Annotated in this window: 17 protein-coding genes; 8 read left to right on the forward strand and 9 right to left on the reverse strand. The window is 65.8% G+C overall.

Annotated elements, in window-relative coordinates:
• Window positions 1–2: 2 nt before the first annotated feature.
• Window positions 3–3,407, reverse strand: coding sequence for a type I restriction-modification system endonuclease (gene hsdR / locus Q0105_RS09010; protein ID WP_298210938.1), 3,405 nt, complete (start codon window positions 3,405–3,407; stop codon window positions 3–5).
• A gap of 721 nt (window positions 3,408–4,128) precedes the next feature.
• On the opposite strand from hsdR, the gene Q0105_RS09020 reads away from it, so the two are divergent.
• Window positions 4,129–5,439: an MFS transporter gene (locus Q0105_RS09020; protein WP_298210940.1), complete on the forward strand. Its 1,311-nt coding sequence runs from the start codon at window positions 4,129–4,131 to the stop codon at window positions 5,437–5,439.
• 7 nt (window positions 5,440–5,446) lie between these two features.
• Here the strand turns inward: Q0105_RS09020 and Q0105_RS09025 are convergent, their stop codons facing one another.
• Window positions 5,447–6,202, reverse strand: a complete 756-nt coding sequence (locus Q0105_RS09025) for a tyrosine-protein phosphatase (RefSeq protein WP_298210942.1) — start codon at window positions 6,200–6,202, stop codon at window positions 5,447–5,449.
• A gap of 112 nt (window positions 6,203–6,314) precedes the next feature.
• On the opposite strand from Q0105_RS09025, the gene Q0105_RS09030 reads away from it, so the two are divergent.
• The gene (locus tag Q0105_RS09030; RefSeq protein WP_298210944.1) at window positions 6,315–7,148 is read left to right on the forward strand and encodes a helix-turn-helix domain-containing protein; all 834 of its coding nucleotides are present in this window, start codon (window positions 6,315–6,317) and stop codon (window positions 7,146–7,148) included.
• Here Q0105_RS09030 and Q0105_RS09035 read toward each other — a convergent pair.
• The 5 genes from Q0105_RS09035 to Q0105_RS09055 form a co-directional block, all read right to left on the reverse strand.
• Window positions 7,118–7,456: a DUF2834 domain-containing protein gene (locus Q0105_RS09035; RefSeq protein WP_298210946.1), complete on the reverse strand. Its 339-nt coding sequence runs from the start codon at window positions 7,454–7,456 to the stop codon at window positions 7,118–7,120. The two genes, Q0105_RS09030 and Q0105_RS09035, sit on opposite strands and share 31 nt — an antisense overlap.
• Before the next feature lie 141 nt (window positions 7,457–7,597).
• A complete protein-coding gene (locus tag Q0105_RS09040) occupies window positions 7,598–7,948 on the reverse strand; it encodes a DUF4124 domain-containing protein (protein ID WP_298210948.1) in 351 nt (116 codons plus the stop codon).
• Window positions 7,949–8,021: 73 nt separating this feature from the next.
• Window positions 8,022–8,621 carry a YbhB/YbcL family Raf kinase inhibitor-like protein gene (locus Q0105_RS09045; RefSeq protein ID WP_298210950.1) on the reverse strand — a complete coding sequence of 200 codons (600 nt, stop codon included), beginning with the start codon at window positions 8,619–8,621 and terminating at the stop codon, window positions 8,022–8,024.
• Between the two features lie 254 nt (window positions 8,622–8,875).
• Window positions 8,876–9,658 (reverse strand): helix-turn-helix transcriptional regulator, encoded by a 783-nt coding sequence (locus Q0105_RS09050; protein WP_298210951.1) that lies wholly within the window; start codon window positions 9,656–9,658, stop codon window positions 8,876–8,878.
• A 40-nt stretch (window positions 9,659–9,698) separates the two neighbouring features.
• Complete coding sequence (locus Q0105_RS09055) at window positions 9,699–12,605, reverse strand: DNA topoisomerase III (protein WP_298210953.1); 2,907 nt, start codon at window positions 12,603–12,605, stop codon at window positions 9,699–9,701.
• Window positions 12,606–12,736: 131 nt separating this feature from the next.
• On the opposite strand from Q0105_RS09055, the gene Q0105_RS09060 reads away from it, so the two are divergent.
• The 3 genes from Q0105_RS09060 to Q0105_RS09070 are packed head-to-tail and all read left to right on the forward strand — an operon-like array spanning window position 12,737 to window position 14,899.
• The gene (locus Q0105_RS09060) at window positions 12,737–13,291 is read left to right on the forward strand and encodes an SET domain-containing protein-lysine N-methyltransferase (protein WP_298210955.1); all 555 of its coding nucleotides are present in this window, start codon (window positions 12,737–12,739) and stop codon (window positions 13,289–13,291) included.
• Complete coding sequence (locus Q0105_RS09065; protein WP_298210957.1) at window positions 13,288–14,160, forward strand: biotin--[acetyl-CoA-carboxylase] ligase; 873 nt, start codon at window positions 13,288–13,290, stop codon at window positions 14,158–14,160. Before Q0105_RS09060 ends, Q0105_RS09065 begins: the two co-directional genes overlap by 4 nt.
• A 40-nt stretch (window positions 14,161–14,200) precedes the next feature.
• Window positions 14,201–14,899 (forward strand): SPOR domain-containing protein, encoded by a 699-nt coding sequence (locus Q0105_RS09070; protein WP_298210959.1) that lies wholly within the window; start codon window positions 14,201–14,203, stop codon window positions 14,897–14,899.
• Window positions 14,900–14,915: 16 nt separating this feature from the next.
• Here Q0105_RS09070 and Q0105_RS09075 read toward each other — a convergent pair whose 3' ends face one another.
• Window positions 14,916–16,352 (reverse strand): sensor histidine kinase, encoded by a 1,437-nt coding sequence (locus Q0105_RS09075; protein ID WP_298210961.1) that lies wholly within the window; start codon window positions 16,350–16,352, stop codon window positions 14,916–14,918.
• A gap of 376 nt (window positions 16,353–16,728) precedes the next feature.
• Here Q0105_RS09075 and Q0105_RS09080 point away from each other — a divergent pair, with 376 nt between their 5' ends.
• From Q0105_RS09080 to Q0105_RS09090, 3 genes are all read left to right on the forward strand, one after another.
• Entirely contained in the window at window positions 16,729–17,898 is a 1,170-nt protein-coding gene (locus tag Q0105_RS09080) for an MFS transporter (protein WP_298210987.1), read from the forward strand.
• A gap of 108 nt (window positions 17,899–18,006) precedes the next feature.
• Complete coding sequence (gene ssb, locus Q0105_RS09085) at window positions 18,007–18,570, forward strand: single-stranded DNA-binding protein (RefSeq protein WP_298210963.1); 564 nt, start codon at window positions 18,007–18,009, stop codon at window positions 18,568–18,570.
• Window positions 18,571–18,904: 334 nt separating this feature from the next.
• On the forward strand, window positions 18,905–20,545 hold the full coding sequence (locus Q0105_RS09090) for a hypothetical protein (RefSeq protein WP_298210965.1): 1,641 nt from the start codon (window positions 18,905–18,907) through the stop codon (window positions 20,543–20,545).
• Window positions 20,546–20,684: 139 nt separating this feature from the next.
• Here Q0105_RS09090 and Q0105_RS09095 read toward each other — a convergent pair whose 3' ends face one another.
• A complete protein-coding gene (locus Q0105_RS09095) occupies window positions 20,685–25,028 on the reverse strand; it encodes a cellulose biosynthesis protein BcsC (RefSeq protein ID WP_298210967.1) in 4,344 nt (1,447 codons plus the stop codon).
• Window positions 25,029–25,085: the final 57 nt, after the last annotated feature.

The raw sequence follows: 25,085 nt of genomic DNA on the forward strand, positions 1-25,085 counted from the left end.
GGTCAGGCGGACTTTTGGTCGTCCGCCCACAGTGCGTCGTTAAATGCTTCCAGCACGGGCTGGAGCTGGCCGTTGAAGAGTTTGTCCAGGCGGGCAAAGCCGCCGCCGTCGCGCTTGAATATAAGGTCTGGGTCGTCCAGCGCTTCGCGGTCTACCAACATATTGGCTTTGGTTTGCGCGGCAATGCGTTTGAGCCAGTCGCGCTGGGGCTGCGTCCAGGGTTTGCCTGCCAAGGGTTTGGTCAGCAGGTCTTGCAGGGCGTGGTCCACGCGCTCGGCGTAGGGCAGCAGGGCGTCGCCCATGGCGGCCTGGCGGATGTAGCCAATGATGCGGGCGGCAATGTCCTGGTTGCTGAGCTCGCGCCAGGCGGTGGCCAGGCGGGTTTCGGTAAAGCCGGCCTGGTCCAGCGCCAGCACCAGTTCTTTGAGCTGCTTGCGCGTGAGATCGCGCGGGCGGGTGAGCACGGTGATGAGGGCGGGTAGCTCGTTGCCGTGGCTGGTGATGAAGTCTTTGAACTCTTTCAAATAGTCTTCTGGCTTGCGGGCCGTGCCGTAGCCGCGCTCGATGCCAGCGAGGGCATCGGGGTGGTCGGAGACAAAAACAGGCTCGCCACGCCCTTCGCGCTTGCGGTCCAGTATTTCGCCCAGCTGAGGGTTTTGAATGAACCAGTTGGCGATGTCATCCACCGACAGGGTGCGCAACTTTTGGATGAAGGCATCGGGCGTCATGCCTGCCTTGGTTTCAAAGTCTTGCGTGGCTTGGGCATCGAGGTGGCGCTTTTTGACCTGCAGCTTGGCCAGGAACTGCTCGCGCACCAGCTCTCGGGCAGCGGGGTCTTGCACGGCCACCATTTCCTGCACTAGCTGCGCAAAGCTGATGCTAGGGTTAACCACCACGGGGCGCATGGCGGTCATGTTGCCGATGGCTTCAAAAATACGCACAGCGTCAAACACGCGGAAGCTGTCTTTGGGGTCGCCGTCAAAGTCGCACAGACGGGTGGCGCGGCCCAGCATCTGGTCGAACAAGATGCGGCTGTTGACCTGGCGCAGGAAGACGAGGTTGCAGATTTCGGGTACGTCAATGCCGGTAGTGAGCAAGTCCACCGTGACGGCCACATTGGGCAGGCGCTCGTTTTTGAAGCGGCGAATCAGCTCCAGCGGCTTGTCGGCGTTGCCCGTGATCTTGATGACGGCATCGTCCTCTACGCAGCCGTACTGGGCCTCAAAAGCGGCTTTGAGCACATCCACCACCAAGTCGGCATGGTCGGTGTTGACGCAGAAGATGAGTGTTTTGCGCTTGCCTGTGGGGTCAATCTCTTGCGCCAGGTAGTTGCACACCACTTCATTGAAGGGGCGGGTGATGACCTTGCGGTTGAAGTCTTCGACGTTGAGGTCGATGGCATCGGGGGCTTTGAAAAGCTCGATCTGGTTACGCTGCGCGTCGTAGACCTTGACCTCTTCGCCCACCTTCCAGTGCATGCCGCCTTTGGAAAGCTCGGTGTAGATCTGAATGGGCGGTTCGTAGTCCACCAGATAGCCATCCACCACGGCCTCGCGGTAGCTGTAGGTGAACACTGGGACGCCGAAGATTTCGGTGGTGTGCAGGGCGGGGGTCGCAGTCAGGCCGATCTTGACAGCATCAAAGTAGTCGAGCACACGGCGGTACTTGGAGATGTAGTCTTCAAAGCCGCGAAAGCTGAGTTCGGTGTCGGACAGCTCGCGGTCTAGCGTGTAGCCGCGATGGCATTCGTCGATCACCACGCAGTCGTATTGGTCTACCGTGGGTGGGGCCACGCCATCGGCAGAAAACAGCACGCGCCGCATCATGCCCTGCACGGTGGCGATGTGGACGGCGGTGTCATCGTCTGGCGCCTGGGCATCCAGCTCTTTGATGCCGAAGGCTTCGGCAAAGGTTTGCAGCCGCTCCATGCGGGTGTCTTTGAAGGCGTTGGCCGCTTGTTCGCCCAAGGCCGACCTGTCCACCAGAAACAAGATGCGCTTGAAGCGCTGCGCTTTCAGTAGGCGATAGATGAGTGCAATGCAGGTTTTGGTTTTGCCAGTGCCTGTGGCCATGGCCAACAAGATGTCGCGCTGGCCCTGGCTTATGCGCGCCTCGGTCTCGCGGATGGCTTTTTGCTGGTACAGGCGCAGTGGAAAGCCGAAGTTGAACTCGGTGTTGTCCAGCTGCTGGTGAGCTTTAACCTCATCTGCCGCCAGCAGATGTTTGAGCCCATCGGGGCTGTACCAGCCGTCCAGCGCCTGGCTGCGGTTTTCGGGGTGGCGCAAATCGCAAAACCAGATGCCGCTTTTGGTGGCCAGCTGGCGCAAGTAGGGGCGCCCGTTGGCAGAGAAGACGAATGGAATGCGATATTCAGACTGTGCACCCCAGTTACGATCATGGAGATGAACCTCGACACCCGCAGTGAATGTGCGGCTGTAGCGCTTGGCCTGCTGCAGGGCACCAGACACATCAATGTTTTTTCGCTTGGCCTCGACCACCGCCATCGGCGTGAGCCCCTGAAAAAGCACGTAGTCGGCAGCACAACCATCACAGGGCCATTCGGCGATGGCGATGTTGCGGCCACGTACTGGGCGAGCCCCTTTGCTGTAGCGCAGGCTTTCACTGTCGGCCTCCCAGCCGGCCTGCTGCAACTGGGCATCAATGATGCGGCGGGTTTCTGCTTCGTCCAGCTGGACTTTCGTGGCGGCTGCGTTGGCGGACTGTAGCAAGGAAGCGTATTGCGTTGCTGGAGCTGCCACAGCGGCGGCTTGCAGGGCAGAAAGTTGGTCGGCCAAACGGGCTTTGGCTGCGTCAGCCTCTGTGGCCAACTGCTCCCAAACAGCACGCTCTTCACTCAATGACGATAGCTGTGTTCGGGTCTGCGCAAGCTCTGCACCCGTTTGCTCATTTTGAGCTTGGTAGCTGGCGACCGCCTGCTGCAGCCGTGCCAGTTCGGCTTGCAGCTCTGCGGCTTCGTTGACGGGGGGTTGTGGCGGAACAAAAGGGCCAGAGCGGTGGTTGGCATCTTTGAACGTGCGATGGAACCACAGCGCAAGCTGCCAGCACAGCTTGAGTGTGGACAGGGCTCCGGCATGGTTGCCTGCGAGCGCATGGTTCGCGGCGTTGCCGTTGACTCGGATTTGATCAAAGACCTGCTTGACCTCTCTGGGCAACGCCCCTTCGTTTTGCAGGCGCCGGATTAGCTCGTACTGGGTTTCGGCAGGGTTCGTCAACAGACCGACTCGGGCTGCCAGAGATTGCGCCAAGATTTCTGAGAATTGCCTCAGTTTGAGCAGGCTGGTGTTGGGGTCTTCCGCAAAGTACCGCTCAGCCAAAGCCCCTAAGCGCCACAACTGCTCCTCGTATGAGTGCAGCATGTCGAAGTTGGACTGAATACTTTGAGGCATAGGTGCTAAGGGGCAGTGGCTACTTTGCGCTAGGCGCGCCGAGGTCGATTTTCACTAAAGAGGGTAATTGAGAAATGGCCTACGACACCGCGTTGCATTGCCCGCCAGCACTAGCCGCTGTGTCGCTCTGGTCGCCGCCACATACAACACCCGCACCGCCTCTCTGTGCACCAACAGCTGAGCCTCTTGCTGTGGCTCCACCAAGCGCAAGTGTTTGCAGATCTTTGACTTCCACAATCGGCCGGCCCCGGCTGGGGTGCAACACGATGAAACCAGGATGCAATTGCCGGAGACCTACGGACACGTCGTACCAAAGCAGGTCGTCATTGAGCTTATGCTCCAGCCGCTCTGCCAGGCGCCGATCGCCACTTGTCATGCGCGATGTGCATGCGCCCAATGCCGATATCAATGTCACCATGCCGCCAGTTGCCTCCCTTGCTGGTGTGATGCCCATGTGTGTATTTGTTAATGCACTGTAGGGGGTGCGGTAGCGGGGCGCAACCTTTGGATGTCAACATCAAGCGACGAAGCTGGCGCGCGGGACCGTGATTGAATCTGCCTCATCAGTCGTAGGTTTAAGTCAAATTGTTCTTTGGCGCTTATTTATCAAGCGCTAACAGCTATCAAAATCATATCAACCGACACGACTTGCTGCAGTCGCCTGTACCGGATAGCAGCACCTATCCCGACCCTTTCAGCCCCTTCAGTTAAATTGCCCCGCATGCCCAACACCCCTGCCGCCGCCCCGGCATCCCTCATCGATTCCCCCCAGGCCGCCTGGCGCCTGCTGACCACGCTGGGCCTGGTGGTGCTGGGCAACAGCAGCATGTATGTGGTGTCGGTGGTGCTGCCCGCCGTGCAGGCCGAGTTTGGGGTGGGGCGTGCGCAAGCGTCGCTGCCTTACACGCTGATGATGGTGTGCCTGGGGATTGGCGGTATCTGGACGGGGCGGATGGCCGACCGGCATGGGCTGATGCCGGTGCTGTGCGTGGGGGCGGTGGCCGTGTGTGGCGGTTTTGTGTGGGCGGGGCTGTCGGGCAGCATTTGGGGGTTTGGGCTGGCGCATGGGTTGATGGGGCTGATTGGCAGCTCGGCCACGTTTGCGCCGTTGATGGCCGACACGGCGCTGTGGTGGAACCGGCGGCGTGGCATTGCGGTGGCGATTTGCGCCAGCGGCAACTACATCGCCGGTGCACTGTGGCCGCCCATCGTGCAGCACGGCATCGAATCCATTGGCTGGCGCCACACCTATGTGTTGATGGGGTTGATGTGTGGCCTGGGCATGCTGCTGTTGGCGCTGCGCATGCGCCAGCGCGCGCCGATGGTGCTGCTGGATGTGTCTGCGGTGCCTGCGTCGGCAGGGGGCGCTGCGACTTCGACTGCGCCTTCTTCCTCCTCGGCACCCACTCCTTTGGCGCTAGACCGCAACCGCCCGTTTGGCCTGCGCCCGGTGCATGCGCAGTTGCTGCTGTGTGTGGCGGGCGTGGCGTGCTGTGTGGCCATGGCGATGCCGCAGGTGCATATCGTGGCCTATTGCACCGACCTGGGTTTCGGCGCGGCCCGTGGGGCCGAGATGTTGTCGCTGATGCTGGCGTGCGGCATTGTCAGCCGCCTGGTGTCGGGGGTGATCTGCGACCGCATTGGCGGCGTGCGCACGCTGCTGCTGGGGTCGGCGCTGCAGGGGGTGGGGCTGATGCTGTTTTTGCCGTTTGACGGGCTGGTGCCGCTGTATGTCATTTCGGCGATGTTCGGGCTGTTCCAGGGTGGCATCGTGCCTGCCTACGCGATCATCATCCGCGAGTATTTTGCGCCGCAAGAGGCGGGCGCCCGGGTGGGCGCAGTGATCATGGCCACGTTGGTTGGCATGGCGCTGGGGGGCTGGATGTCGGGCTGGATTTTTGACGTGACGGGCAGCTACCAGGCGGCGTTTATCAACGGCATGGCGTGGAATCTGTTGAACCTCTCCATCGTGGGTGGTTTGTACTGGCGTGTACGCCGCCAGCGCGCCAGGCCAGAGCACAGCGCCGGGTAAGTTTGGCCTACGCTGCTTGCAGATACCGCCTCGCCAGTTCTTTCTGCGCAGCGGCGTCCACGCCCAGCACATCCACCAGATACGGCTGCAGGCCGCCAAAGTTGTTGTCCACCATGTGCAGCGCGGCGTCCAGAAACTCCTCTTGCACACGCCACAGCACGGCCAGCACTTCTTCGGGGGCGTGGCTGCCCATGCCGGGCGGGCGCTGGTAGAGCGCGTTGGTGAGCAGATAGTCCTGCATAACCACGTTGCGCGGCACGCCCAGGGTGAGCAGGATGAGGGCAGCGGCAAAGCCGGTGCGGTCTTTGCCCGCAGTGCAGTGGAAAACGGTGGGTGCATCGCTGGCCAGCAGCAGGCCAAACAGCTCGGCAAAGCGCGGGGCGTTGTCGTACACAAAGCCCCGGTAGGTGTCTTGCATCAGCCCCACGGCGTCTTGCGCGGTGAGCTGGCGGCCGGTGCGTTGCAGCTCCAGCGCGCGCTGCACCACCGTGGGCTCGATGGCCAGCGGGTGGTGGGTGACGCCGGGCAGCGCGTAGGCATGGGCGGCGCTTTCGGCTTGGCCGCGAAAATCCACTGCGCGGGCCACACCCAGTTCGGCCAGCAGGGCCTGGTCTTGTAGGGTAAGGCTTGCCAAATGGTCAGACCGGAAGATACGCCGCCATTTCACCTGCTGGCCGCCGTGGCCGGTGTAGCCGCCCAGGTCGCGAAAGTTGGTGGCGCCTGCGAGGGGGAGGGATCGGGTGGGGGCTTGCTCTTGCTGCATGGTGCGTGGCACAGATAGGTGTGCGAGGGTTGACGGTGCTGACAAAACAACAAGGATAGTCGGGCCGTGCGGCAGGTGCATGTCGCACGGGTGGCTTGTGCAGAATCCGGGCATGCAGCGTTTTGTGCCCGTCCCCTCCGATTTGCAGCCTTGGTTGATGGCAGCGGTGGTGGTCGACGCCCCTGCGGAACTGGCGCAGTCGCATTTTCCGGCCATGGTGTCGAGCATGCTGGTGGTGCGGCTGGCCGGGCAGGTGAGTTGCCGGGGCGAGCCGGTGCCGCCATCGGCCTGGATGAGCGCCAGCACCACCGCCACGGTGTACGAACACGGCGGGCCTGTACGGGCCGTGGGGCTGGTACTACAGCCTGAGGCCGCCGCGGCACTTTTTGCCAGTGCGCGCGGGCTGGTGAACACGCTGCAACCACTGGCGGAGTTGGCGGGCCCCCGGTGGGCCGAGGTAGAGCACGAGGTGCGGGCGGCAGGGGACGACGGTGCGCGGCTCACGGTGCTGTGCCAGTTCATCCGGCAACTGGTCGCACCGCCGTCACCGTGTGAAGCACGGCGGCAACAGGCGCGGGCCTTGCTGCATGCGGCCAGCGACAACGCCTCAGCCTCGGGCCAGCGCATGGGCCTGAGCACGCGGCAGTTTGAACGGCGTTTTGTGGCGCACTGGGGCATGGCACCCAAGCAGTTCCAGGTGATTGCGCGGCTCAACAGCACGCTGGGGAGCGCCCTGGCCGCGCCCGGCAGCACGGTGGTGGAACTGGCGGCCGACCAGGGCTACTACGACCAGTCACACATGGCGCGCGATGTGCGCAGGCTGGCGGGCCACCCGCTGCAGACCCTGGTGCAGGGCACCCGCAGCCCGCTCACCGCACACTGGCCCTTGCAGGTCGGCGCCCAGACCCAGCCTCCTCAGCCGGTGGAGCCCACGCGCAGGCGCTGAGCCAGGTACAACGGCATCAAAAACGCCAGGCCGATGCCAAAGCAGGCTGCGATATACGCCCAGCGCCACGCGCCCAGGCGGCGGTCTGCCGCCACCCAGGCAGAGAACGCCACGGCGGCCAAATACACGTCGAGGGTGATGCCAGTGGTCAGCGCATTGGCAAAAGCATCGCGCCAGAAGACATCGGGCATCACGCTGCCGCCCGCCAGAAAGTACACAACGTTGAAGTACCAAGGCACGGCCAAGCCCAGGGCGGCCAGCACCCAAAAAAACGTGCGCAGATAGAGGAAGTTGGGGTGGTGTTGCATCGGTGCAGATGGCCTGTTCGCCAGGCTGTTGGTCGTGAATCAAGGCACCGATTGAACGCGCCCAGCCCCCTGGCGGGCTAGGAAAAAAACGACATCCAGGGCAAAGGCCAGCCCACTGCCCTGGGGTTACCCGCCAGCCAGCTACTGCGCTGCAGGAGGCAGCGATGTGAGCGCGCCGTCCACCGGCTGCTCCTGGCTGCCCTTGGGGCAGGGCTGATCGGTGTAAATGGTGCGGCCGTCTTGTACGCACTTGCGCGGCTGCGGGGCCACAGGGCCAGACGCACCAGCTTGCGCAGAACGTGCCTGCGCAGCAGGCCGTTTGTCGGGCGGCAGGGTGTCGGTGCCGGGGCGGGTGATCTTTTTCCAGGCCTGCTCCGTCCACGGCCCGGCGTGGGGCAGCCATTGGTCGGCCGTCCACCACGCGGCGGCGGCGGCTACCAGCAGCAGTGCGGCCAGAAGGGACCAAAGGGCTCGTTCGTGGGGGCTGCGCATGGGGTGGGTCTGCCGTGTGGTGGGTGACCACCGAGCTTAAAACATCACGGCGCCCACCACCGGCCACCCGAGGTTACTGCTGCTTGCCTTTGGCCGCTGGGCGCCCGTAGCGCGCCGTGATCGTGGCCTTGCCCAGGCTGTGGGCGTTGATCATGTACCCGGCCAGCGCAGCGGTGGCGTCGGCAGGCAAGTCGAGAAGCGGCACCTTGAGCGCGTGCACGGTGAAGATGTAGCGGTGCGGTGCATCGCCTTCAGGCGGGCAAGCACCGCCCCAGGCGGCCACGCCGTAGTCGATGCGCACATGACCAGCGCCTGCGGGCAGTTGGGCGCCGCCCACCGCACCCGCATCAGCGCGCATCTCGGTCACGCTGGCGGGGATGTTGACCACCGACCAGTGCCACCAGCCCGAGCCCGTGGGTGCGTCGGGGTCGTACACGGTGACGGCGTAGCTTTGTGTGCCCGCGGGCGCACCGCTCCAGCGCAGGGCGGGCGACTGGTTGTCACCCGCGCAGCCGAAACCTTTGAACTCGAAGCGCTGGGGCAACGTGCTGCCTTCGGCGAAGTCGGGGCTGCTGAGCGTGAAGGCCTGGGCGGCCAGTGCGAAGCCCAGGGTGGCGATGGCGGCCAGAACACGGTGGCGGCGTGGATGGAAATGGGAATGGGGTTGTGGCATCAAAAGGCTCCTTGCGATGGTGGTGTGAAACAAGGCCTTGATGGTGCTGCGCGCCGCGTCACGGCACTGGCCCGGCGGCGTCAAAGGCTGTGCGCGGCGCGTCAAGTGGCCCCGCGCCCGATCAACAACCACCGTTCGGGCTGAGCTTGCCTGTCCTGAGCTTTGTCGAAGGGTCAAAGCCTCGCGCGGCGCTTCGGCAAGCTCAGCGTGAACGGATTTGCTTTTTTTGAATGCCGACCGGCACCACCCCCCACTCAGGGCCGCAGCTGCGAAGGCGGAAATCCAAAACGCTCGCGGAACGCGGCGCTGAAGCGGCTGTGCGACTCGTAGCCGCAGCGCGCGGCGATCTCGGACACCTGCAGCGTGGAGCTTTGCAGCAGCACCAGCCCCGTCTCCAGCCGCACGTCGCGCAGGCATTGGCTCACGGTTTCGCCCTCTTGCGCCAGGCGGCGCTGCAGGGTGCTGGCGCTGGTGGCAAAGGCAGCGGCAATGCGCTCCACCGTCCAGTCGGCCTGGGGGCTCTGGCCGATGAGGCGGCGCACGCGCTCGGCCCAGCCCAGATCGCCCGGCGGGGCAAACACAATGCCCACCTCGGCCAGGAGCAGCAGCACTTCCAATGCGCGGTGCTCGCGCAGCGCCTGCGAGCTGGTATCGCTCTCCAACGCGGCCACGGCACGCATGTAGCTGTCTTCAAACGCGGCGTCAGCCGCCAGGCCCGCGCAGCCTTGCACCGAAGGCACCGCCGCAAACTGGCCAAACTGGCGGCGGAACTGCTCGATCAGTTCGGACGAAAAACACAGCAGCCGCGCCACATAGCGGCCTTGCGGGGCCGGGTCGTTGATGATCTCCCACTGGGCGCCGCGCGGCAGCACAAACACCCGCCCGCTGGGGTAGCGGTGGCCACCCCCCGGCGTGACCAGGTGCTTGGCGCCCGATACCACCCAGCCCACCGAATCCATGCGCACCGTGACGGTGTGGATGCGGTGGTGGACCGTGGTCGCGATCTGCAGCGACAGGGCGGGGGGCTGCAATGCCATGGCGTCAGAACCGGTGCACGGTGGGTTCTCTCACACCGTCTCAGTCACCCAAATGTTGGCCCAACAACCCCGCCAGCTCGAACATGCCCGCGCTGTCTTTGCCAAACACGGCGCGCAGCTTGTCGTCGGCCACGATGGTGCGCTTGTCCTTGGGATCCTGCAGGTTGTGGGCCTTGATGTATTCCCAAAGCTTCTTGACGGCCTCGGGGCGGGCCACGGGGTCGGTGCCGATCACGGCAGCCAGGGCGGCGCTGGGGGCCTTGCCCGCGGCGGCCTTGCGCGGCGCCTTGGCGGCGGTGGTCTTTGCAGCGGCCTTCTTTGCCGGAGCTTTTTTGGCTGTAGCGCTTGTTTTACCTGCCTTGGGAGCTATTGTTTTGGTAGCAGCACCTGGGCGCGGCGGGAACTTGGATGGCGCGAACTCGAAGTTGACCTTGCCTGCTTCCTTGTCCCACGCCAAGTGGGCCTTGAAGGCGCGGCGGGTGCGCATGCTCACAAACTTGTCGAGCAGATCGGTCTTGCCCGTTTCGAGGAGCTTATGCATCTGCTCGCGCTCCACGGGCTGCTGCAGGATGATCTTGCCGCTCTTGAAGGTGCAGCTCGGTGTGGGCTGCGCCGCCGTGGGCACGGCCTTGCTGCACACGTAGTTGCTGCCGTGCTCGTGCACCTCCGAGCCGCAGATGGGGCAGGCGCCCAGCGAGGCGTCGGCAAACTCCACCAGCTCGCCGGATTCTTCGCCCTTCTTGTCGTCGCCAAAGTCGAATTCGAGCTTGTAGTTGTGCGCCTCGTCGTCGTATTTGATGACGATTTCAGACGTGAAGGGCCAGCCCGCCTTGGAGCGGAAGCCTTCCAGCGGGCCGATCTTCTTGTCGCGCAGCAGAGCGTTGGCCTCGGCGGTTTCAAAGGTGCGGCCCGCAGGCGATTTGCCAAAGCTGAACCCGCAGGGCTCGGCGCCGGGCTTGCCCACGCAGGCAAAGCGGCGGTAGTTCTCTTTGACCACACCGCCGCAATTGGGGCAGGGAGATTCGAGCGTGGCGTAGTCGCCGGGAATGGTGTCGCGGTCGTATTCCTTGGCCTTTTTCACCATGCGCTCGGTCATGGCAGCGATCTGCTGCATGAAGGCTTCGCGGGTGAGCAGGCCCTTTTCCATCTGCGAGAGCTTGAACTCCCATTCACCGGTGAGGTCGGCGCGGCACAGCTCCTCCACCTCCAGCCCGCGCAAGAGCGTCATGAGCTGGAAGGCCTTGGCCGTGGGAATGATCTCGCGGCCTTCGCGCAACATGTATTTTTCGGTCAGCAAGCCTTCGATGATGGCCGCGCGCGTGGCGGGCGTGCCGAGGCCTTTTTCCTGCATGGCCGAGCGCAGCTCTTCATCGTCGATCTGTTTGCCCGCGCTTTCCATGGCGCCGAGCAGCGTGGCTTCAGAGTAGCGAGCGGGCGGCTTGGTCTTGAGACCCTTGGGGTCCACGGCGACGGTGTTGACGCTTTCGCCAGGTTTCACGGGCACCAGGTTCTGGCCCTTGTCGCCGTCCTTGCCACCTTCCACCTCGTCGGCCGCTTCCTTGCCGTAGATGGCCAGCCAGCCGGGTTTGACCAGCACTTTGCCTTCGGTCTTGAAGCTGTGCGGTGCCACCGTGGAGATGCGGGTGGTCACCGTGTATTCGGCGCTGGGGAAGAACACCGCCATAAAGCGGCGCACGACCAGGTCGTACAGCTTTTGTTCGGCTTCGGAGAGGCCCGAGGGCGCCTGCAGCGTGGGGATGATGGCAAAGTGATCGCTCACCTTGCTGTTGTCAAAGATGCGCTTGGTCGGGCGGATGTAGTTGCCCGCCAGCGCCGTGGCCGCGTGCGGTGCCAGGTGGCGCATGCCGCTGTCGGCCAGCATCTCGAAGGTCTGCTTGGCCACCGGCAGGTAGTCCTCGGGCAGCGCGCGCGAGTCGGTACGCGGGTAGGTCAGGGCCTTGTGGCGTTCGTACAGGCTTTGCGCCAGGGCCAGCGTGGTCTTGGCCGAGAAGCCGAACTTGCCGTTGGCCTCGCGCTGCAGGCTGGTCAAATCGAACAGCAGGGGCGATGCTTGTGTGGTGGGCTTGCTCTCTTCGGTGACGGTGGCCTGCTTGCCACGCACGGCGTTGGCTATGGACTGTGCCTCGGCGGCAGACCACACGCGGTCGGCGCGGGCCTCGACGTCTTCGCTTTTCTTCCACTTGGGGTCGAACCACTTGGCGGGGTATTCGCCGGCCTCGGCGCCAAAGGTGGCGTGGATCTCCCAGTAGTCACGGCTCACGAACTTGCGGATCTTTTCTTCGCGCTCCACCACCAGCGAGAGCGTGGGCGTCTGCACCCGGCCCACGGTGGTCAAAAAGAAGCCGCCATCGCGCGAGTTGAACGCCGTCATGGCGCGCGTGCCGTTGATGCCGACCAGCCAGTCGGCCTCGCTGCGGCTGCGCGCCGCGCTGGCCAGGCCTGCCATCTGTTGCTCGGTGCGCAGCGCATCGAAGCCGTCGCGGATGGCTTGGGGCGTCATGGACTGCAGCCACAGGCGCTTGACGGGCTTGCCCAGCGGCTTGGCGCCACCGGCGTACTGCTCGATCAGGCGGAAGATCAGCTCGCCCTCACGGCCCGCGTCGCAGGCGTTGATGAGTTCGGTCACGTCCTTGCGCTTGGCCTGCTTGACCACCGCGTTCAGGCGGCTCTTGGTCTTGTCCACGGGCTTGAGGTCGAAATACGGCGGGATCACGGGCAGGTGCGCAAAGCTCCACTTGCCGCGCTTCACATCGAATTCCTCGGGGGCCTGGATCTCCACCAGGTGGCCCACGGCGCTGGTGACCACGTAGCGGTCGTTCTCGAAGTGGTCTTCGTGTTTGTCGAACTTGCCCGCGACGGGGGTCAGTGCGCGCACGATGTCCTGCGCCACCGAGGGTTTTTCTGCAATTACCAGGGTCTTGGTCATTTTGGGGCTCTCGCCAGTCATTCTGGTTGCCCGGGTTCCGGGCGCTTCTACAATTCGTGTCTCACGCGCATGCACACGCATACACGCGCACGCACATACGTGTGCACCATCAAGTTAACAGAGTTTTCGCCATGCCCCGCTCCGCATCGCCTGCCGCCCCCTCTCTCGCACCAGGCCGCCGCATCCAGACCCGGCGCTCCGGCGTGCATGGCAGGGGCGTGTTTGCGGTGCAGGATATTGCAGAGGGCGAAGTCCTTGTGGAGTACACGGGCGAAGTGATCGGCTGGGAGGAGGCGCAGGACCGCCACCCACACGACCCCCTCCAGCCCAACCACACGTTCTACTTCCATGTGGATGAAGACCACGTGATCGACGCCAAGTTCGGCGGCAATTCGTCGCGCTGGATCAATCACAGCTGCAACCCCAACTGCTACGCCGACGAACAGGACAACCGCATTTTCATCACCGCGCTGCGCAACATCAAAGCGGGCGAAGAGTTGAACTACGACTACGGCCTGATCATTGAAGAGCGCTACACCCCCAAACTCAAGGCCGAATACCCCTGCTGGTGTGGCAGCGCCAACTGCCGGGGCACGCTGCTGGCACCCAAACGCGGCTGGGCGCCGCCCGTGCCGCTGCCACAGTCCAAACCTTCCGCCAAGGCCGCCAAAAAGGCCAAGCGATGAACAGCAGCGCCGCGCAGCCGCAACAGCAGCCCATCCGCTGGCCCGCCGAGGCCATCTGGGAAGCCGTTTCGCCCCTGCTGCCGGGCTTTACCGTCGAGGTGCTGCCCAGCATCGACTCGACCAACACCGAGCTCATGCGCCGCGCGCGCGCAGGCCAATGCGAGCCCACGCTGCTGGTGGCCGAGCAGCAAACCGCCGGGCGCGGGCGGCTGGGGCGCGTGTGGCAGAGCGACGTAGGGGCGTCTTTGATGATGTCTTTGGGGCTGCCGCTGGCGCCAAAAGACTGGTCCGGCCTGTCGCTCGCCGTAGGCGTGAGCGTGGCCGAGAGCCTGCAGCCCGTGCTGCCCCCGCTGGGAGCGGGCCAGCCCGCGCGCGTGGGTCTGAAGTGGCCCAACGACCTGTGGCTGGGCGGTGCGGCGGGCGACCGCAAGCTCGGCGGCATCCTGGTGGAGACGGCGAGTTTCGTGGCGCCCCAGGCTGCGCCCGCGCAGGCCAGCGCCGCGCGCTACGTGGTGGTGGGCATCGGCATCAACGTGCTGCCGCGCAGCCCAGAGGGCATGAGCATGCCGCCCGGCAGCCTGCAGGACGTGGAGCCCGGCCTCACCGCGCCCGCGGCCCTGGCGCGCATCGTGGCGCCGCTGGTGGCCATGCTGCAGTCGTTCGAGGGCTATGGTTTTGCACCCATGCAACCGCGCTTTGCGGCGCGCGACGTGCTGCAGGGCCGCGCGGTGACGCTGAGCGACGGCACTGCGGGCATGGCGCATGGCGTGGGCGAGGACGGCGCGCTCTTGGTGCACACAGCCGGCGGCATGCAGGCCATTACCAGCTCCGAGATCAGCGTGCGACCGAGCGCCGTGCCGCCGGTGTGACAACACCCACGACCACCCCACGACCGAAAGGCTCTTTTCCATGCTGCGACTCGCCGTGATCGTGCTGCTGCTAGCCAATGCGGGCTACTTCGCGTGGTCGCAAGGCCATCTGCGCCCCTGGGGCCTGGCCCCCGAGGAGCAGGCCGAGCCCCAGCGCATGGACCAACAGATCCGGCCCGAGACGCTGCAGATCCTCAAGGTGGCCCCCGGCAAGACGGCCTCCAGCACACCGGCCCCGGCAGCCACCACCAGCGCAGCAGCCGCCGTCGACACCCCAGCTCCGCCCGCAGACCCCGCGGAATGCCTGCAGGCCGGCGTGTTCGACGAGCGCCAGGCCGAGGCCCTGCGCGCCGCAGCCTCTGGCCTGCCGCAGGGCAGCTGGGTGCTGGAGCCCACACCCATCCCTGGCCGCTGGATGGTCTATATGGGCCGTTTTGACGACGTGGAAACCCTGGACAAAAAACGCGCCGAGCTGCGCGCGCGCAAGGTGGATTTCGACCGCGCGGGCGGCACGCTGGAGCTGGGCCTGTCGCTGGGCCGCTTCTCCACCAAAGATGCCGCCGAGCGCGAACTCACCAACCTGGGCAACAAGGGCGTACGCACGGCCCGCGTGCTGCAGGAGCGCCCCGACGCGACCGGCTTCACGCTGCGCCTGCCCGCCGTGAACGATGCGCTGCGCCCACAGCTCGACGCGCTGCGCAGCGCCATGGTGGGCAAAACCTTGCGCAGTTGCGGTTGAATGACGCCAGCCTATCTCAGCCCCGCGCCACGAACCGCACACTGAACTGCGCACCGGGCGGCTGCTGGCCGGGGCGGGCGTCTTCCAGGCTGACCTCGGCGCCATGCTTGCGTGCGATTTCGAGCACGATGGGCAGGCCCAGACCCGAACCATCGGCCTCGCTGCCCAGCGCCCGGTAAAAGGGCTGAAATACCAGTTCACGCTCGGACTCGGGCACGCCGGGGCCTGAGTCCTCGACCTGCAGCAGCAGCACGTGGCCAAAGGTGTCGGCCAACACGCGGGCGGTGACGACACCGGGCCGATCGGGGGTAGAAGGCGTGTAGTTGATTGCGTTGTCCACCAGGTTGCGCACCAGTTCCTTGATCAGCGTTGGATTGCCATCAAGCAGCACGCCGGGCGAACCGGGCTCGGCACCGTCGTAGCCCAGGTCGATCTTCCTGTCGAGCGCACGGGGCACCGAGTCGCGCACCACCTCGATGGTCAGGCGCGCCAGATCGCAGGGCTGGCGCGCAAAACCCACGCCGCTGCCTTCGGCGCGCGCCAGCGCGAGCAACTGGTTGACGGTGTGGGTGGCGCGGATGCTGGAGCGCCCGATCTGCTGCAGTGAACGCTTGAGCTCTTCGGTGCTGGTGCCCTCACGCTGCGCCAGGTCAGCCTGCATGCGCAGGCCCGCGAGCGGCGTTTTGAGCTGGTGCGCGGCATCGGCCAAAAAGCGCTTTTGCGTGGCCAGCGAGTCGTTCAGGCGCGTGAGCAGGTCGTTCACCGACGCCACCAGCGGCGCCACTTCAAGCGGCACGGTGCGGTCGTCCAGCGGCGAGAGATCGTCCGGGTTGCGCGCACGGATGCGCTGCTCCAGCTGGTTGAGCGGCTGGATGCCACGCGCCAGCGCCAGCCACACCAGCAGCACGGCCAGCGGCAGGATAACGAACTGCGGCAGCATTACGCCCTTGATGATTTCGGTGGCCAGCACACTGCGCTTTTCGCGGGTTTCAGCCACCTGGACGAGCGCCACCGGCGTGTCGGGCAACGGCAACCGCACCCAGATATAGGCCACGCGGATCTCGATGCCACGCATTTCGGCGTCGCGCAGCCGCACCTCGCCCGACTGAGGCACCTCTTCGCTCGACGGCGCGGGCAGTTCACGCTCACCCGACAGGAATTCGCCGCCGGGGCCGACGACCTGGTAATAGACGATGTCCGAATCATCGGCGCGAAGGATCTCGCTGGCGGGCTGGGGCAGGTTGAACTGCGCCCTGCCGTCCGCCACGCTCACCAACTGGGCCAGGGCATGGGCGTTGTATTCGAGCGCACGGTCAAACGGCTTGTTGGCCAGGCCCTGCGCCACCAGCCAGGTGAGCGCCAGGCTCACGGGCCACAGCAGCAGCAGCGGCGTGAGCATCCAGTCCAGGATTTCACCGAACAGTGAACGCTGCTCTCGCTGAAAGATCTTCAAGGCGGCCGCCGGGTTGGTTTTGAACCGCGGATTCAGGTGCGAAATGCGGGGCTCTCTAGTGTAGTCGGGGTGCGCGCCAACCCGTGGCGCAGCTTGCGCGGAATGAAACAGCCAAGGCATTTTCCGCAGCGATACTTGAACGTGTGTGCATCCATACAGAGGGCTGATGGCACGCTCTGGTTGCATTCCAAATGGGGATTCGCCCGCCCTTCAGCCGCCGTAAATCAACCCCAGCTTGGACAAGTTGCACGGGTACCGCAGGATGATGGGCGAAAATCGCAGTTTCGCCTCCTCCCGCCCGACGATCTGATCCGAGCGCCCCTACGTGCCTTCGCCCTTGCCAACCACCGTTTCCCCGCCCGTGCCCACCACCACGATGACCCCACTGGAGCGCCGCTCCAGCGTCAGCCTGGCCCTCATCTTTGCGCTGCGGATGCTGGGCCTGTTCCTGGTGCTGCCCGTGTTCGCACTGGAAGCACGCAAGTATCCCGGCGGCGACGACCCAGCGCTGGTGGGGTTGGCCATGGGTATCTACGGCCTTACGCAGGCGGTGCTGCAGTTGCCGCTGGGCATGGCCTCCGACCGCTTTGGGCGAAAGCGCGTGATCGTATTCGGCCTGCTGGTGTTTGCGGCGGGCAGCCTGCTGGCTGCGCTGGCCGATTCACTCACCGGGCTGCTGCTGGGCCGCGCGCTGCAGGGCGCGGGCGCTGTGTCGGCCGCAGTGACGGCCCTCTTGGCCGACCAAACGCGCGATGCGGTGCGCACCAAGGCCATGGCACTGGTGGGCGGCAGCATCGGCCTGATGTTTGCCGTGGCGCTGGTGCTGGCGCCTGTGCTCACCGCCCACATTGGGCTGGCGGGGCTGTTCGGCCTGACCTGTGCGCTGGCTCTGGCCGGGGTGGCGGTGGTGGTGTGGTGGGTGCCCGCCGAACCCGCGCAGCACCAAAACGCACCCCGGGGGCGGCTGGCCGAGGTGTGGGCCCAGCCAGACCTGCTGCGCCTGAACCTGGGCGTGTTCGTGCTGCACACCGTGCAGCTGTCCATGTGGGTGGCCGTGCCCGCCATGCTGGTGCAGGCAGGGCTTGCCAAAGATCTCCATTGGCAGGTGTACCTGCCTGCGGTTGTGCTGTCGTTCGTGGCCATGGGCGGCTTGTTTGCACTGGAGCGCGCCGGGCGCCTGCGCGCTGCCCTGCTGGGGGCCATTGCGCTGGTGCTGGTGGTGCAGGCGGGGCTGGGCCTGCTGGCAGCCAGCGGCCTCTCAGCCTCGCTGTGGGTGCTGGGGCCGCTGCTTTTTCTGTTTTTCTGCGGGTTCAACGCGCTGGAGGCCAGCCAGCCCAGCCTGGTGTCGCGCATGGCGCCCGCTCATGTGCGCGGCGCCGCGCTGGGCAGCTACAACACCTTGCAGTCGCTGGGCCTGTTTGCGGGCGGCGCCCTGGGTGGTGCCCTGGTGAAGTGGGCAGGCGCGCCCGGTCTTTTTGCTGTGACCACCGGGCTCACTGCCCTGTGGCTGGTGCTGACCTGGCCGCTGCGGCCCGTGGGGCGCTGAGCTGCGGGGGCTTCCATTGCCCACCGGTTACGGCACAATGGCGCGTTTGGCGCCCGGAAACGCCCCTAAATCCGGCGCTTTGTTCCCCTTTTAGACAAAGACTGCACCATGGCATCCGTAAACAAAGTCATCATCGTCGGCAACCTGGGCCGCGACCCCGAAATGCGCACCTTCCCCAGTGGCGACCAGGTGGCCAACGTGACGATTGCCACCACCGACAAGTGGAAAGACAAACAAACCGGTGAGATGAAGGAAGCCACCGAGTGGCACCGCGTGGTCTTCAACGGCCGCCTGGCCGAAATCGCCGGCCAGTACCTGCGCAAGGGCTCGCAGGTCTATGTGGAAGGCAGCCTGCGCACCCGCAAGTGGACCGATCAGAGCGGTGTGGAGAAATACAGCACCGAAATCCGCGCCGACCAGATGCAGATGCTCGGCAGCCGCCAGGGCATGGGCGGTGGCGGCCAAGGGGGTGGCGGCCAGCAAGGCGGCGGCTACGACGACGGTGGCGGCTATGGCAGCGGTGACAACGGTGGCGGCTATGAGGCCCCCCGCCGCGCCGCACCCCAGGCACGCCCCCCAGCGCCCGCACCACGCCCGGCACCAGCGCCCGCAGCCCAGGCGCCCCGTGCTGCCTCGGGTTTCGACGATATGGACGACGACATCCCGTTCTGAGTCTTCCAGGGATTTTTCGCCATGAAAGGTCTGCTCCCGAAAAGGGGTGGACCTTTTTTCATGTGGCAAATAATTATTTGATCAAATTGCTCCCTATCGCTTGATTGACGTGCATTTTAAGCTATATTTTTTATAGCAAAATACACATCACCGCAGAACTGCTCCCGCCCACGCAGCTATCGTGCCTCGCACCGACTGCTGGCACAATGGAACTGGCATGGGAGCCCATGCGACCGCCCGTGCCTGATAGAGATGGCGCGGCCCCATGCAACGGGGTGCCACGGCGGGTTCTCGACAAATTTCCATCCATCAGCCACTGACCCTTTTTCTGTCCATGATGCGCAAATATTCCTGGCTTTCCTTGACCTTTGCGGCGCTGCTCGCCAGTTGCGGCGGTGGCTCCGACGGCGAAGACGTGGGCCCCGCTCCGGGCGTGCAGCAGTATCCCGGCGGTGTGTGGGAAGGAACCGTCGGCACCGGCGCGGCACAGCGCCAAGTGGTGGGCTATATCGACCCGGGCCCGCAGGGCACAGGCGGCGAGTTCTACCTGGCGCGCGAAGCGCCGGGCGCCGCTGGTTTCGACGCCATCTACGGCCGTCTGAATGTCAAGGTCACGGCGGTGGTGGCCACCGGGGTCACGTATTTCTCGGTGCAGGACGGCAAGTTCGCCACGGGCTTGACGCTGCGCGGCACGGCATCGAACAGCGGCAAGATCGGCCGCACGGACGCCATCAGCGGCAACTACAGCGACCCGGTGCAAACCGCCGCCGCCTCGGGCGCCGTGGTGCCGCTGAAACTCTCGTACAGCAGCCTGAACTTCCACCCGGCAAGCGCCAGCCTGATCGAGGGCACCTACCGCGGCACAGGCGTGTTTGGCGGTGGGTGGGTGCTCACAGTCACCCCCCGTGGCCAGCTCTCGGGCCGCATCGGCGGCTGCTTGGTAACGGGCACAGCCACACCACGTGCGGCAGACTCACCCCTGTACTCGCTCACGCTGAACCTCTCGGGCGACAGCGCCGCCTGCGGGGCCTCCGGCACCCAGCAGTCGGGCATTGCTGTGCTGCGGTTCGACGCTGCAGGCGTGCCCAACGGCATCTGGGCGTTCACGCGCAATGCCACGGGCACCGACAACACCTACACCCTCAATGGCATCGCCGACCCGCGCACCACGGTGCCGCCTTCGGCCACGCCGCTGTCCGTGGCGGGCAACTGGCAGGGCTCGTTCACGCTGCCGTCGGGCGTGGTGGGCGACACCTCCGTCTGGGGCAGTGTGCTCCCTGATGGCGGCCTGTTCTTCTATACCAACAGCAGCATTGATCACAACGCGCTGTATGGCCGCCTCATCCGCTATGAAAACAATGCCACGAACAACCGTTTCGTGACCGCCAGCGATGGGGTGTTCTTCAACCGCCTGCTGGCCAACACCGGCGCCTATAGCGAGGCCGTGCTGATCGACGGCACGCTGCAAAGCAACAGCGGCTCCAGCACGGCCAACCTGTTCAGCGGCACCTTCAGCTATCCCACGCAGCCGGGCGGCTTCCCCACCCGTTTCAGCGTCATGCCCGACCCCCTGTATGCCCTGCCTGCGGGCAAGGTGCCGACCACGGCCCTGATTGCCCACACCTACAAGATGGCGGGCGCCGGGTTTGGCGGCGACACGACGACACTCACGGTGTTTGCCGATGGCGCGATCACGGGCCTCACCTCCAGCGGCTGCGAAGTCGCTGGCAAGCTCCTCGGTGAACTCGGCAGCGGCCTGAACCTGTACCGCGTCGAAGCATTTGGCTACCTCAACAGTCCCAATGCGCCCATCACCTGTGGCCTGGCATCCGGCCCGTCACAGTCCGGGTCGGCCTCGGCGCAGTTCGATGCCAATGGCAATGTGATTGGCTTGCGCATTCTGACGGCCGGCCTGTCGGTGGCCGGGACGCGCGCACACACCGTGTTCGTGGGCGCCAAGCAATCTGCGCCTTAAGCAAAAAGGCACCGCCATTGAGCCTACCGCCCCACCGCACGACAACAGGCGGGGCGGCAGATACATACACAAAAAAAAGGCCCGCTGCACGGTGTGTGCAGCGGGCCTTTTCTTTGGCCAAAGCGCGTGGACGAGCGCCTCAGTTCGTGGCGTAGGGTGAGCGCAGTGGGTTCACCGGGAATATCTGCAACCCGTTGTAAGGCTGGAAGGCATAACGCACATACAGCCCGCCCACGAATTCGCGGTAGTTGCGCGCATTGTTAAACGACAGGTGTCCCCCTACGAACACCTGGGGATGCATCTGGTACTCCATGGCCGCGCCCAGGTTGTAGCCCAGGCCCGTGTGCGACTGGCCGGGGTAGGTGGCCGTAGCACCGGTTTCGCCAAACGCCAGCGCATCGGCGGCCGCCAGCGCCGCAGACGCCTGCCGTGATGGGCTGTTGGGGAAGTAGGGGGCGGCATCTTCCTTGAAATACTGCACGCCCAGCGAGCCTTTGAGCTGGTAAGACAGGCGGCCATTGCGCTGCGCCCACTCGACGGGGATACCGAACGAGAGGAACTGCTGCGGGCTGAAATACCCGCCGTGGCCCGCCGTGAAGTAGCGCAGGTTGCGCTGGTACGACAGCCCCGTGAAGCTCAGGCCCGCCGTGAGGTCTGCATCCGAAGTGCGGTGCACATGCCAATACATGCCCCCACCGAGTTCGGCGCGCGCATTGCTGCGCACCCGCGTTCCCGTAAGGCCATGCAGGGCACCATAGCCATACACGCCCAGCTCGCCATCGTCCCAGGTCAGATCGGCACGCCCCCCTGTGGCCGACACGCCACCCCAGCGGTCGCCGGTGCGGGCATCGCGGGCCCCGGCGAACGACAGCAGGCTGTCGGTCACAGGCCGGCGCGACAGATCCACCGACATGGTCAGTTGGTCGTTGATGGGCATGCGGTATCGCACGCCACCCGTCACATCCGCCTGGCCAAAACCGAGTGGCGTGCTGCCGATATCGACCTTGAGCCCGCCGGACTCATAGCCCACGCTCAATCCAACGCCGCTGTCGGTTTGCGATCCAGGCGCGCGCCCGGGCATGTCCAGCGCCGCGACCGGGCCACCGCCGAACCGGCTGATGGTTCCGTAGGACGAGCCCGGCGATCCGGCGCTCGCGCCGGTTGGAGTCACTCCGAGGATCAAGTGGCCGTCACCCACGCTCATCTTGAGCTGCACCGGGGCCTCGATCTCGGAGAGCTGGCTCATGCCCGCTTCGCCCTGGCGCGCACGCGCCGTGACGCCGACCGAGAAGGTGGTGATCTGGCTTTGTTGCACTTCGCGCAGTTCGTCACGCACGGTGCGTGGCCGTGCGGGGTCTGGCACGGTGCCCAACGTGCCCGCCGTGGCCCACGCGGATGGCTGTGGGGCCATGGCGGGAGCCCACTGCGCCTGCTGCACAGGGGGCTGCGCAGCGGCATAGCCCGCATAGGCCTGCACTGGCGCGATGTAGCCTGCGGCCGCGTTGGGTTGCGCTGGCAAGGCCGCCGGAGCGTAGTTGGACGAAGAGGTGGGCGCGGCAATGCTCCCAGCAGCCGGCGCCACCGGAGCCTGGCGCTGCACCGATGCGGGGGCCGTTGCAGCGCCGCGCCGCGTCGTCGCAGGCGGCGACGCCGTCTTTTGGGCGGCGGGCGCAGGAGCGACGGCTTCCGGGTAGTAGTTCGCAGGCGTCGGCGGCGGGGGCTGCACCAGCATCTGCTGCGGCGGTGCGAACCGGCTGGCCCCTGCGGGGTCTGGAATATAGAGCCCCGCCGGTGCGTTGTTGCGCGCCACCGGCTGCGGCGCATATTGCATGGGCGTATAGCCCAGGGGTGCACGGGCCACAGAGGCTGACGACGACGCCGTCGGGACCGCCAGGCCTGCACCGCTCATCCGCTGCATGCCTGTGGCACGCTGCGCAAACGGGTTGCCCGACCGGGCAGGGCCTGCCGCCACCCCGCTGGCCGCCAGCACCGCGTCCCGCTGAGTATTCTCTGCCGCCACGGCTGCTGTGAAAAATTCAGTGGCCTTGGTGTTCTTGCCCTGTGCTCGGTAGAGCCGCCCTGCGGCGGTCAGCACCTCGGGGTCGCGGGGAGCGCGCGCCAATGCCACGGACAGCAGCGACTCCGCATAGCCGTAGTCTTTGGTCCCGGTGGCCATGGCTGCGGTCTGCAGGATCAGGGAGATGTCGTTGGGCGACTTTTCCAGCAACCGCGCATACAGCGCCTGCGCCTGGGCGTAGTCGTTGTTGGCCGCATACATGCGGGCCAGGGCCATCATGACCTGGGGGTCCTCGGGAGACTCGGCCAGCAGCGGGGCCAGCGTGTCGTAGGCCGCGACCAGGTCGCCCGCTTCGCGCAGGCCATCGGCCTGGCGCACGATGTAGGCGCGGCGAATATCGGCAAAGCTGCGGCGCTCGCGCTCGCTCATGGGTGCCGTTTGCAACTGGCGCAGGATGCCTGCCAGCTCCACATCCTGTTGGGTTTTGAGCAAGGTGGCCGCGTACTGCAGCCGCAGGCCCACATCAGGCCGGGGCGTGCGCGCCAGCACCTGGCGCACCATGCCCAGCGCACGCTGGGGGTCGCCCGCGTCGGCATAGGCCAGCGCCAATGCGCCCAACAATTCGGTGTCCTGCGTGGCGAAGGATTCCGCCTGGGCCAAGGCGGCCAGCGCCTCAGGGCGTCGGCCCTCCGCCGCCAGGGCCGAAGCAGCCTGGGCCTGCACATGCACCCACACGCGCTTTTGCAGCGCCGCGATGTCGCGCGTGCGGTGCTTTTCGGGAATGCGGTCCAAGAGGGCCAGTGCCCCCGGCCAGTCGCTGGCTTCGGAAGCCAGCAACGCGCTGGCATACAGCGCCTCGGGCATGTTGGGGTTGGACAGCAGCAGGCCATCCATCACGCCACGGGCTTCGGCCACGGCGCCCATGCGCAAGTACAGGCGCGCCAGATCAAGGCGCACCCAGGGGCTGGCCGGGTCGTTGAGCAATGCATCTTCCAGCGCCGTGCGCGCGGCGGCGATATCGCCCCGCTCCGTGGCGGCACGGGCCTGGCCCAGGGCCTGCGAGGCGCGCAGGCGGCCCAAAGCGCCGACCTTTTCCTGCTGCGAGGGCGAGAGTTTTTCGACCAGTGCCAATGCCTCGGCGGCCTTGTTGTTTTGCGCCAGCACGCCGACCAATCCGCGCACGGCATCCGGGTTGTCCGATTGACGGGCCAGCACCCGCCGGTAGGCGGCCTCGGCGGCGTCGTACTGCCCACTTTCCACGAGCAGATCGGCCAGATCGGTTTCCGCCGTCAATTCGGACGGGTTCAGGCGCACCGCCTGCTCCAACGTGCGCCGGGCAGCGGCCGTATCGCCGCGCTCACGCTCGCTGGTGGCCTGCTCGACCAGGCTCCAGTAGGTGGCGCTCTCCAGCGCCTGTTTCCAACGGCCCGCCGAGCCCGCACGCGAAGCGCGCTCCAGCAAGCCGCGCGCTTCGGCAAAACGCTCCTGGCGCAGCCGCAGAATGCCCAGTCCGCCCAGTGCATCGCCGTCGCTTGGACGCGATTCGAGCACGCTCTGGAACGCGGCCTCGGCGGCGTCCAATTCGCCATCGTCCAGCGACTGGAAACCGGCAGTGGTGCGCAGACGTAGCGGGTCTCCCCCCGTAGGACGGCTGGGGTTCTGAGCCTGCTTTTGCAGGTTCTGCGCCTGTACCAGCCGTGTCTGCACCGCCGTATCGCCAGGGTGGGCGCGCAAGAACTCCTGGTACAGCGGAATGTCGGCCGAACGGGTTCCGGTCCAGGCCAGTGCCTTGCGCCAGCTTTCGGTGGCGGCCTTGCCAACGTCGGGACGCTCAGCCAAACGCGCAAGCTGGGTGATGCCCTCGCGGCGCGTGGACTCGCGGTAGGTGAGGTGCTGGGCCAGGGCCAGGGCAATCTGCGGGTCTTCTTGCGATTCTTGCGCCATGCGGCTCAGTCCACGGCGGGCCTCATCCCAGCCGCCAGCGGTGGCCCCCAGGGTCTGGTAGTACTCCAGCGCCAACGGGCCAGTGGGAGCGCGGTCCCCCAGTGCGGCCTGGTAGGTGCTCAGCGCCTGGCTGGCCTGGCCGCTGCGGGCCTGCTGGCGCGCGGTTTCGATCTGAGGCCCGCTGCGCCCCATGCGGATGGATTCCTGCAGTCGGCTTACTAGCGGGCTGCTCGGGTGCGCGGCCTGCAACTGGTTGAGGTAGCGCTGTGCGCCCTCAGGGCGCTGGGCCTTCAGCTCCACCAGCGCCATGCCATAGAGCGCCTGGGCGTTCTTGGGGTTGATGCGCAGCAGCTTCTGCCAGGCTTCCCCAGCCCGGTCGGTGTCGCCACGCTCCTGCCAGTATTGCCCTTGGTCCAGCAGGGTTTGCTCGGCTCCGGTCTGCGCCCAGGCCGCAGCAGGCGCCATCAGCGAGGCCAGCAGCCCCATGGCGAGTGTGTGGTGACGACGACGTTTGGAGGACATGCCTTCCTTCTCCCTGCGAGGCTCCCGGCCGCTAAGGCGGCCAGGAATGTGTTGCGT

The organism is Acidovorax sp., from assembly GCF_027492855.1.
Taxonomy (GTDB): Bacteria; Pseudomonadota; Gammaproteobacteria; order Burkholderiales; family Burkholderiaceae_C; genus Acidovorax.

What these genes read in the sequence shown, in the direction of transcription:
- hsdR (WP_298210938.1), bottom strand. Translation starts at nt 3,407, where the DNA reads ATGCCTCAAAGTATTCAGTCCAACTTCGACATGCTGCACTCATACGAG.
- Q0105_RS09020 (WP_298210940.1), top strand. Translation starts at nt 4,129, where the DNA reads ATGCCCAACACCCCTGCCGCCGCCCCGGCATCCCTCATCGATTCCCCC.
- Q0105_RS09025 (WP_298210942.1), bottom strand. Translation starts at nt 6,202, where the DNA reads ATGCAGCAAGAGCAAGCCCCCACCCGATCCCTCCCCCTCGCAGGCGCC.
- Q0105_RS09030 (WP_298210944.1), top strand. Translation starts at nt 6,315, where the DNA reads ATGCAGCGTTTTGTGCCCGTCCCCTCCGATTTGCAGCCTTGGTTGATG.
- Q0105_RS09035 (WP_298210946.1), bottom strand. Translation starts at nt 7,456, where the DNA reads ATGCAACACCACCCCAACTTCCTCTATCTGCGCACGTTTTTTTGGGTG.
- Q0105_RS09040 (WP_298210948.1), bottom strand. Translation starts at nt 7,948, where the DNA reads ATGCGCAGCCCCCACGAACGAGCCCTTTGGTCCCTTCTGGCCGCACTG.
- Q0105_RS09045 (WP_298210950.1), bottom strand. Translation starts at nt 8,621, where the DNA reads ATGCCACAACCCCATTCCCATTTCCATCCACGCCGCCACCGTGTTCTG.
- Q0105_RS09050 (WP_298210951.1), bottom strand. Translation starts at nt 9,658, where the DNA reads ATGGCATTGCAGCCCCCCGCCCTGTCGCTGCAGATCGCGACCACGGTC.
- Q0105_RS09055 (WP_298210953.1), bottom strand. Translation starts at nt 12,605, where the DNA reads ATGACCAAGACCCTGGTAATTGCAGAAAAACCCTCGGTGGCGCAGGAC.
- Q0105_RS09060 (WP_298210955.1), top strand. Translation starts at nt 12,737, where the DNA reads ATGCCCCGCTCCGCATCGCCTGCCGCCCCCTCTCTCGCACCAGGCCGC.
- Q0105_RS09065 (WP_298210957.1), top strand. Translation starts at nt 13,288, where the DNA reads ATGAACAGCAGCGCCGCGCAGCCGCAACAGCAGCCCATCCGCTGGCCC.
- Q0105_RS09070 (WP_298210959.1), top strand. Translation starts at nt 14,201, where the DNA reads ATGCTGCGACTCGCCGTGATCGTGCTGCTGCTAGCCAATGCGGGCTAC.
- Q0105_RS09080 (WP_298210987.1), top strand. Translation starts at nt 16,729, where the DNA reads ATGACCCCACTGGAGCGCCGCTCCAGCGTCAGCCTGGCCCTCATCTTT.
- ssb (WP_298210963.1), top strand. Translation starts at nt 18,007, where the DNA reads ATGGCATCCGTAAACAAAGTCATCATCGTCGGCAACCTGGGCCGCGAC.
- Q0105_RS09090 (WP_298210965.1), top strand. Translation starts at nt 18,905, where the DNA reads ATGATGCGCAAATATTCCTGGCTTTCCTTGACCTTTGCGGCGCTGCTC.
- Q0105_RS09095 (WP_298210967.1), bottom strand. Translation starts at nt 25,028, where the DNA reads ATGTCCTCCAAACGTCGTCGTCACCACACACTCGCCATGGGGCTGCTG.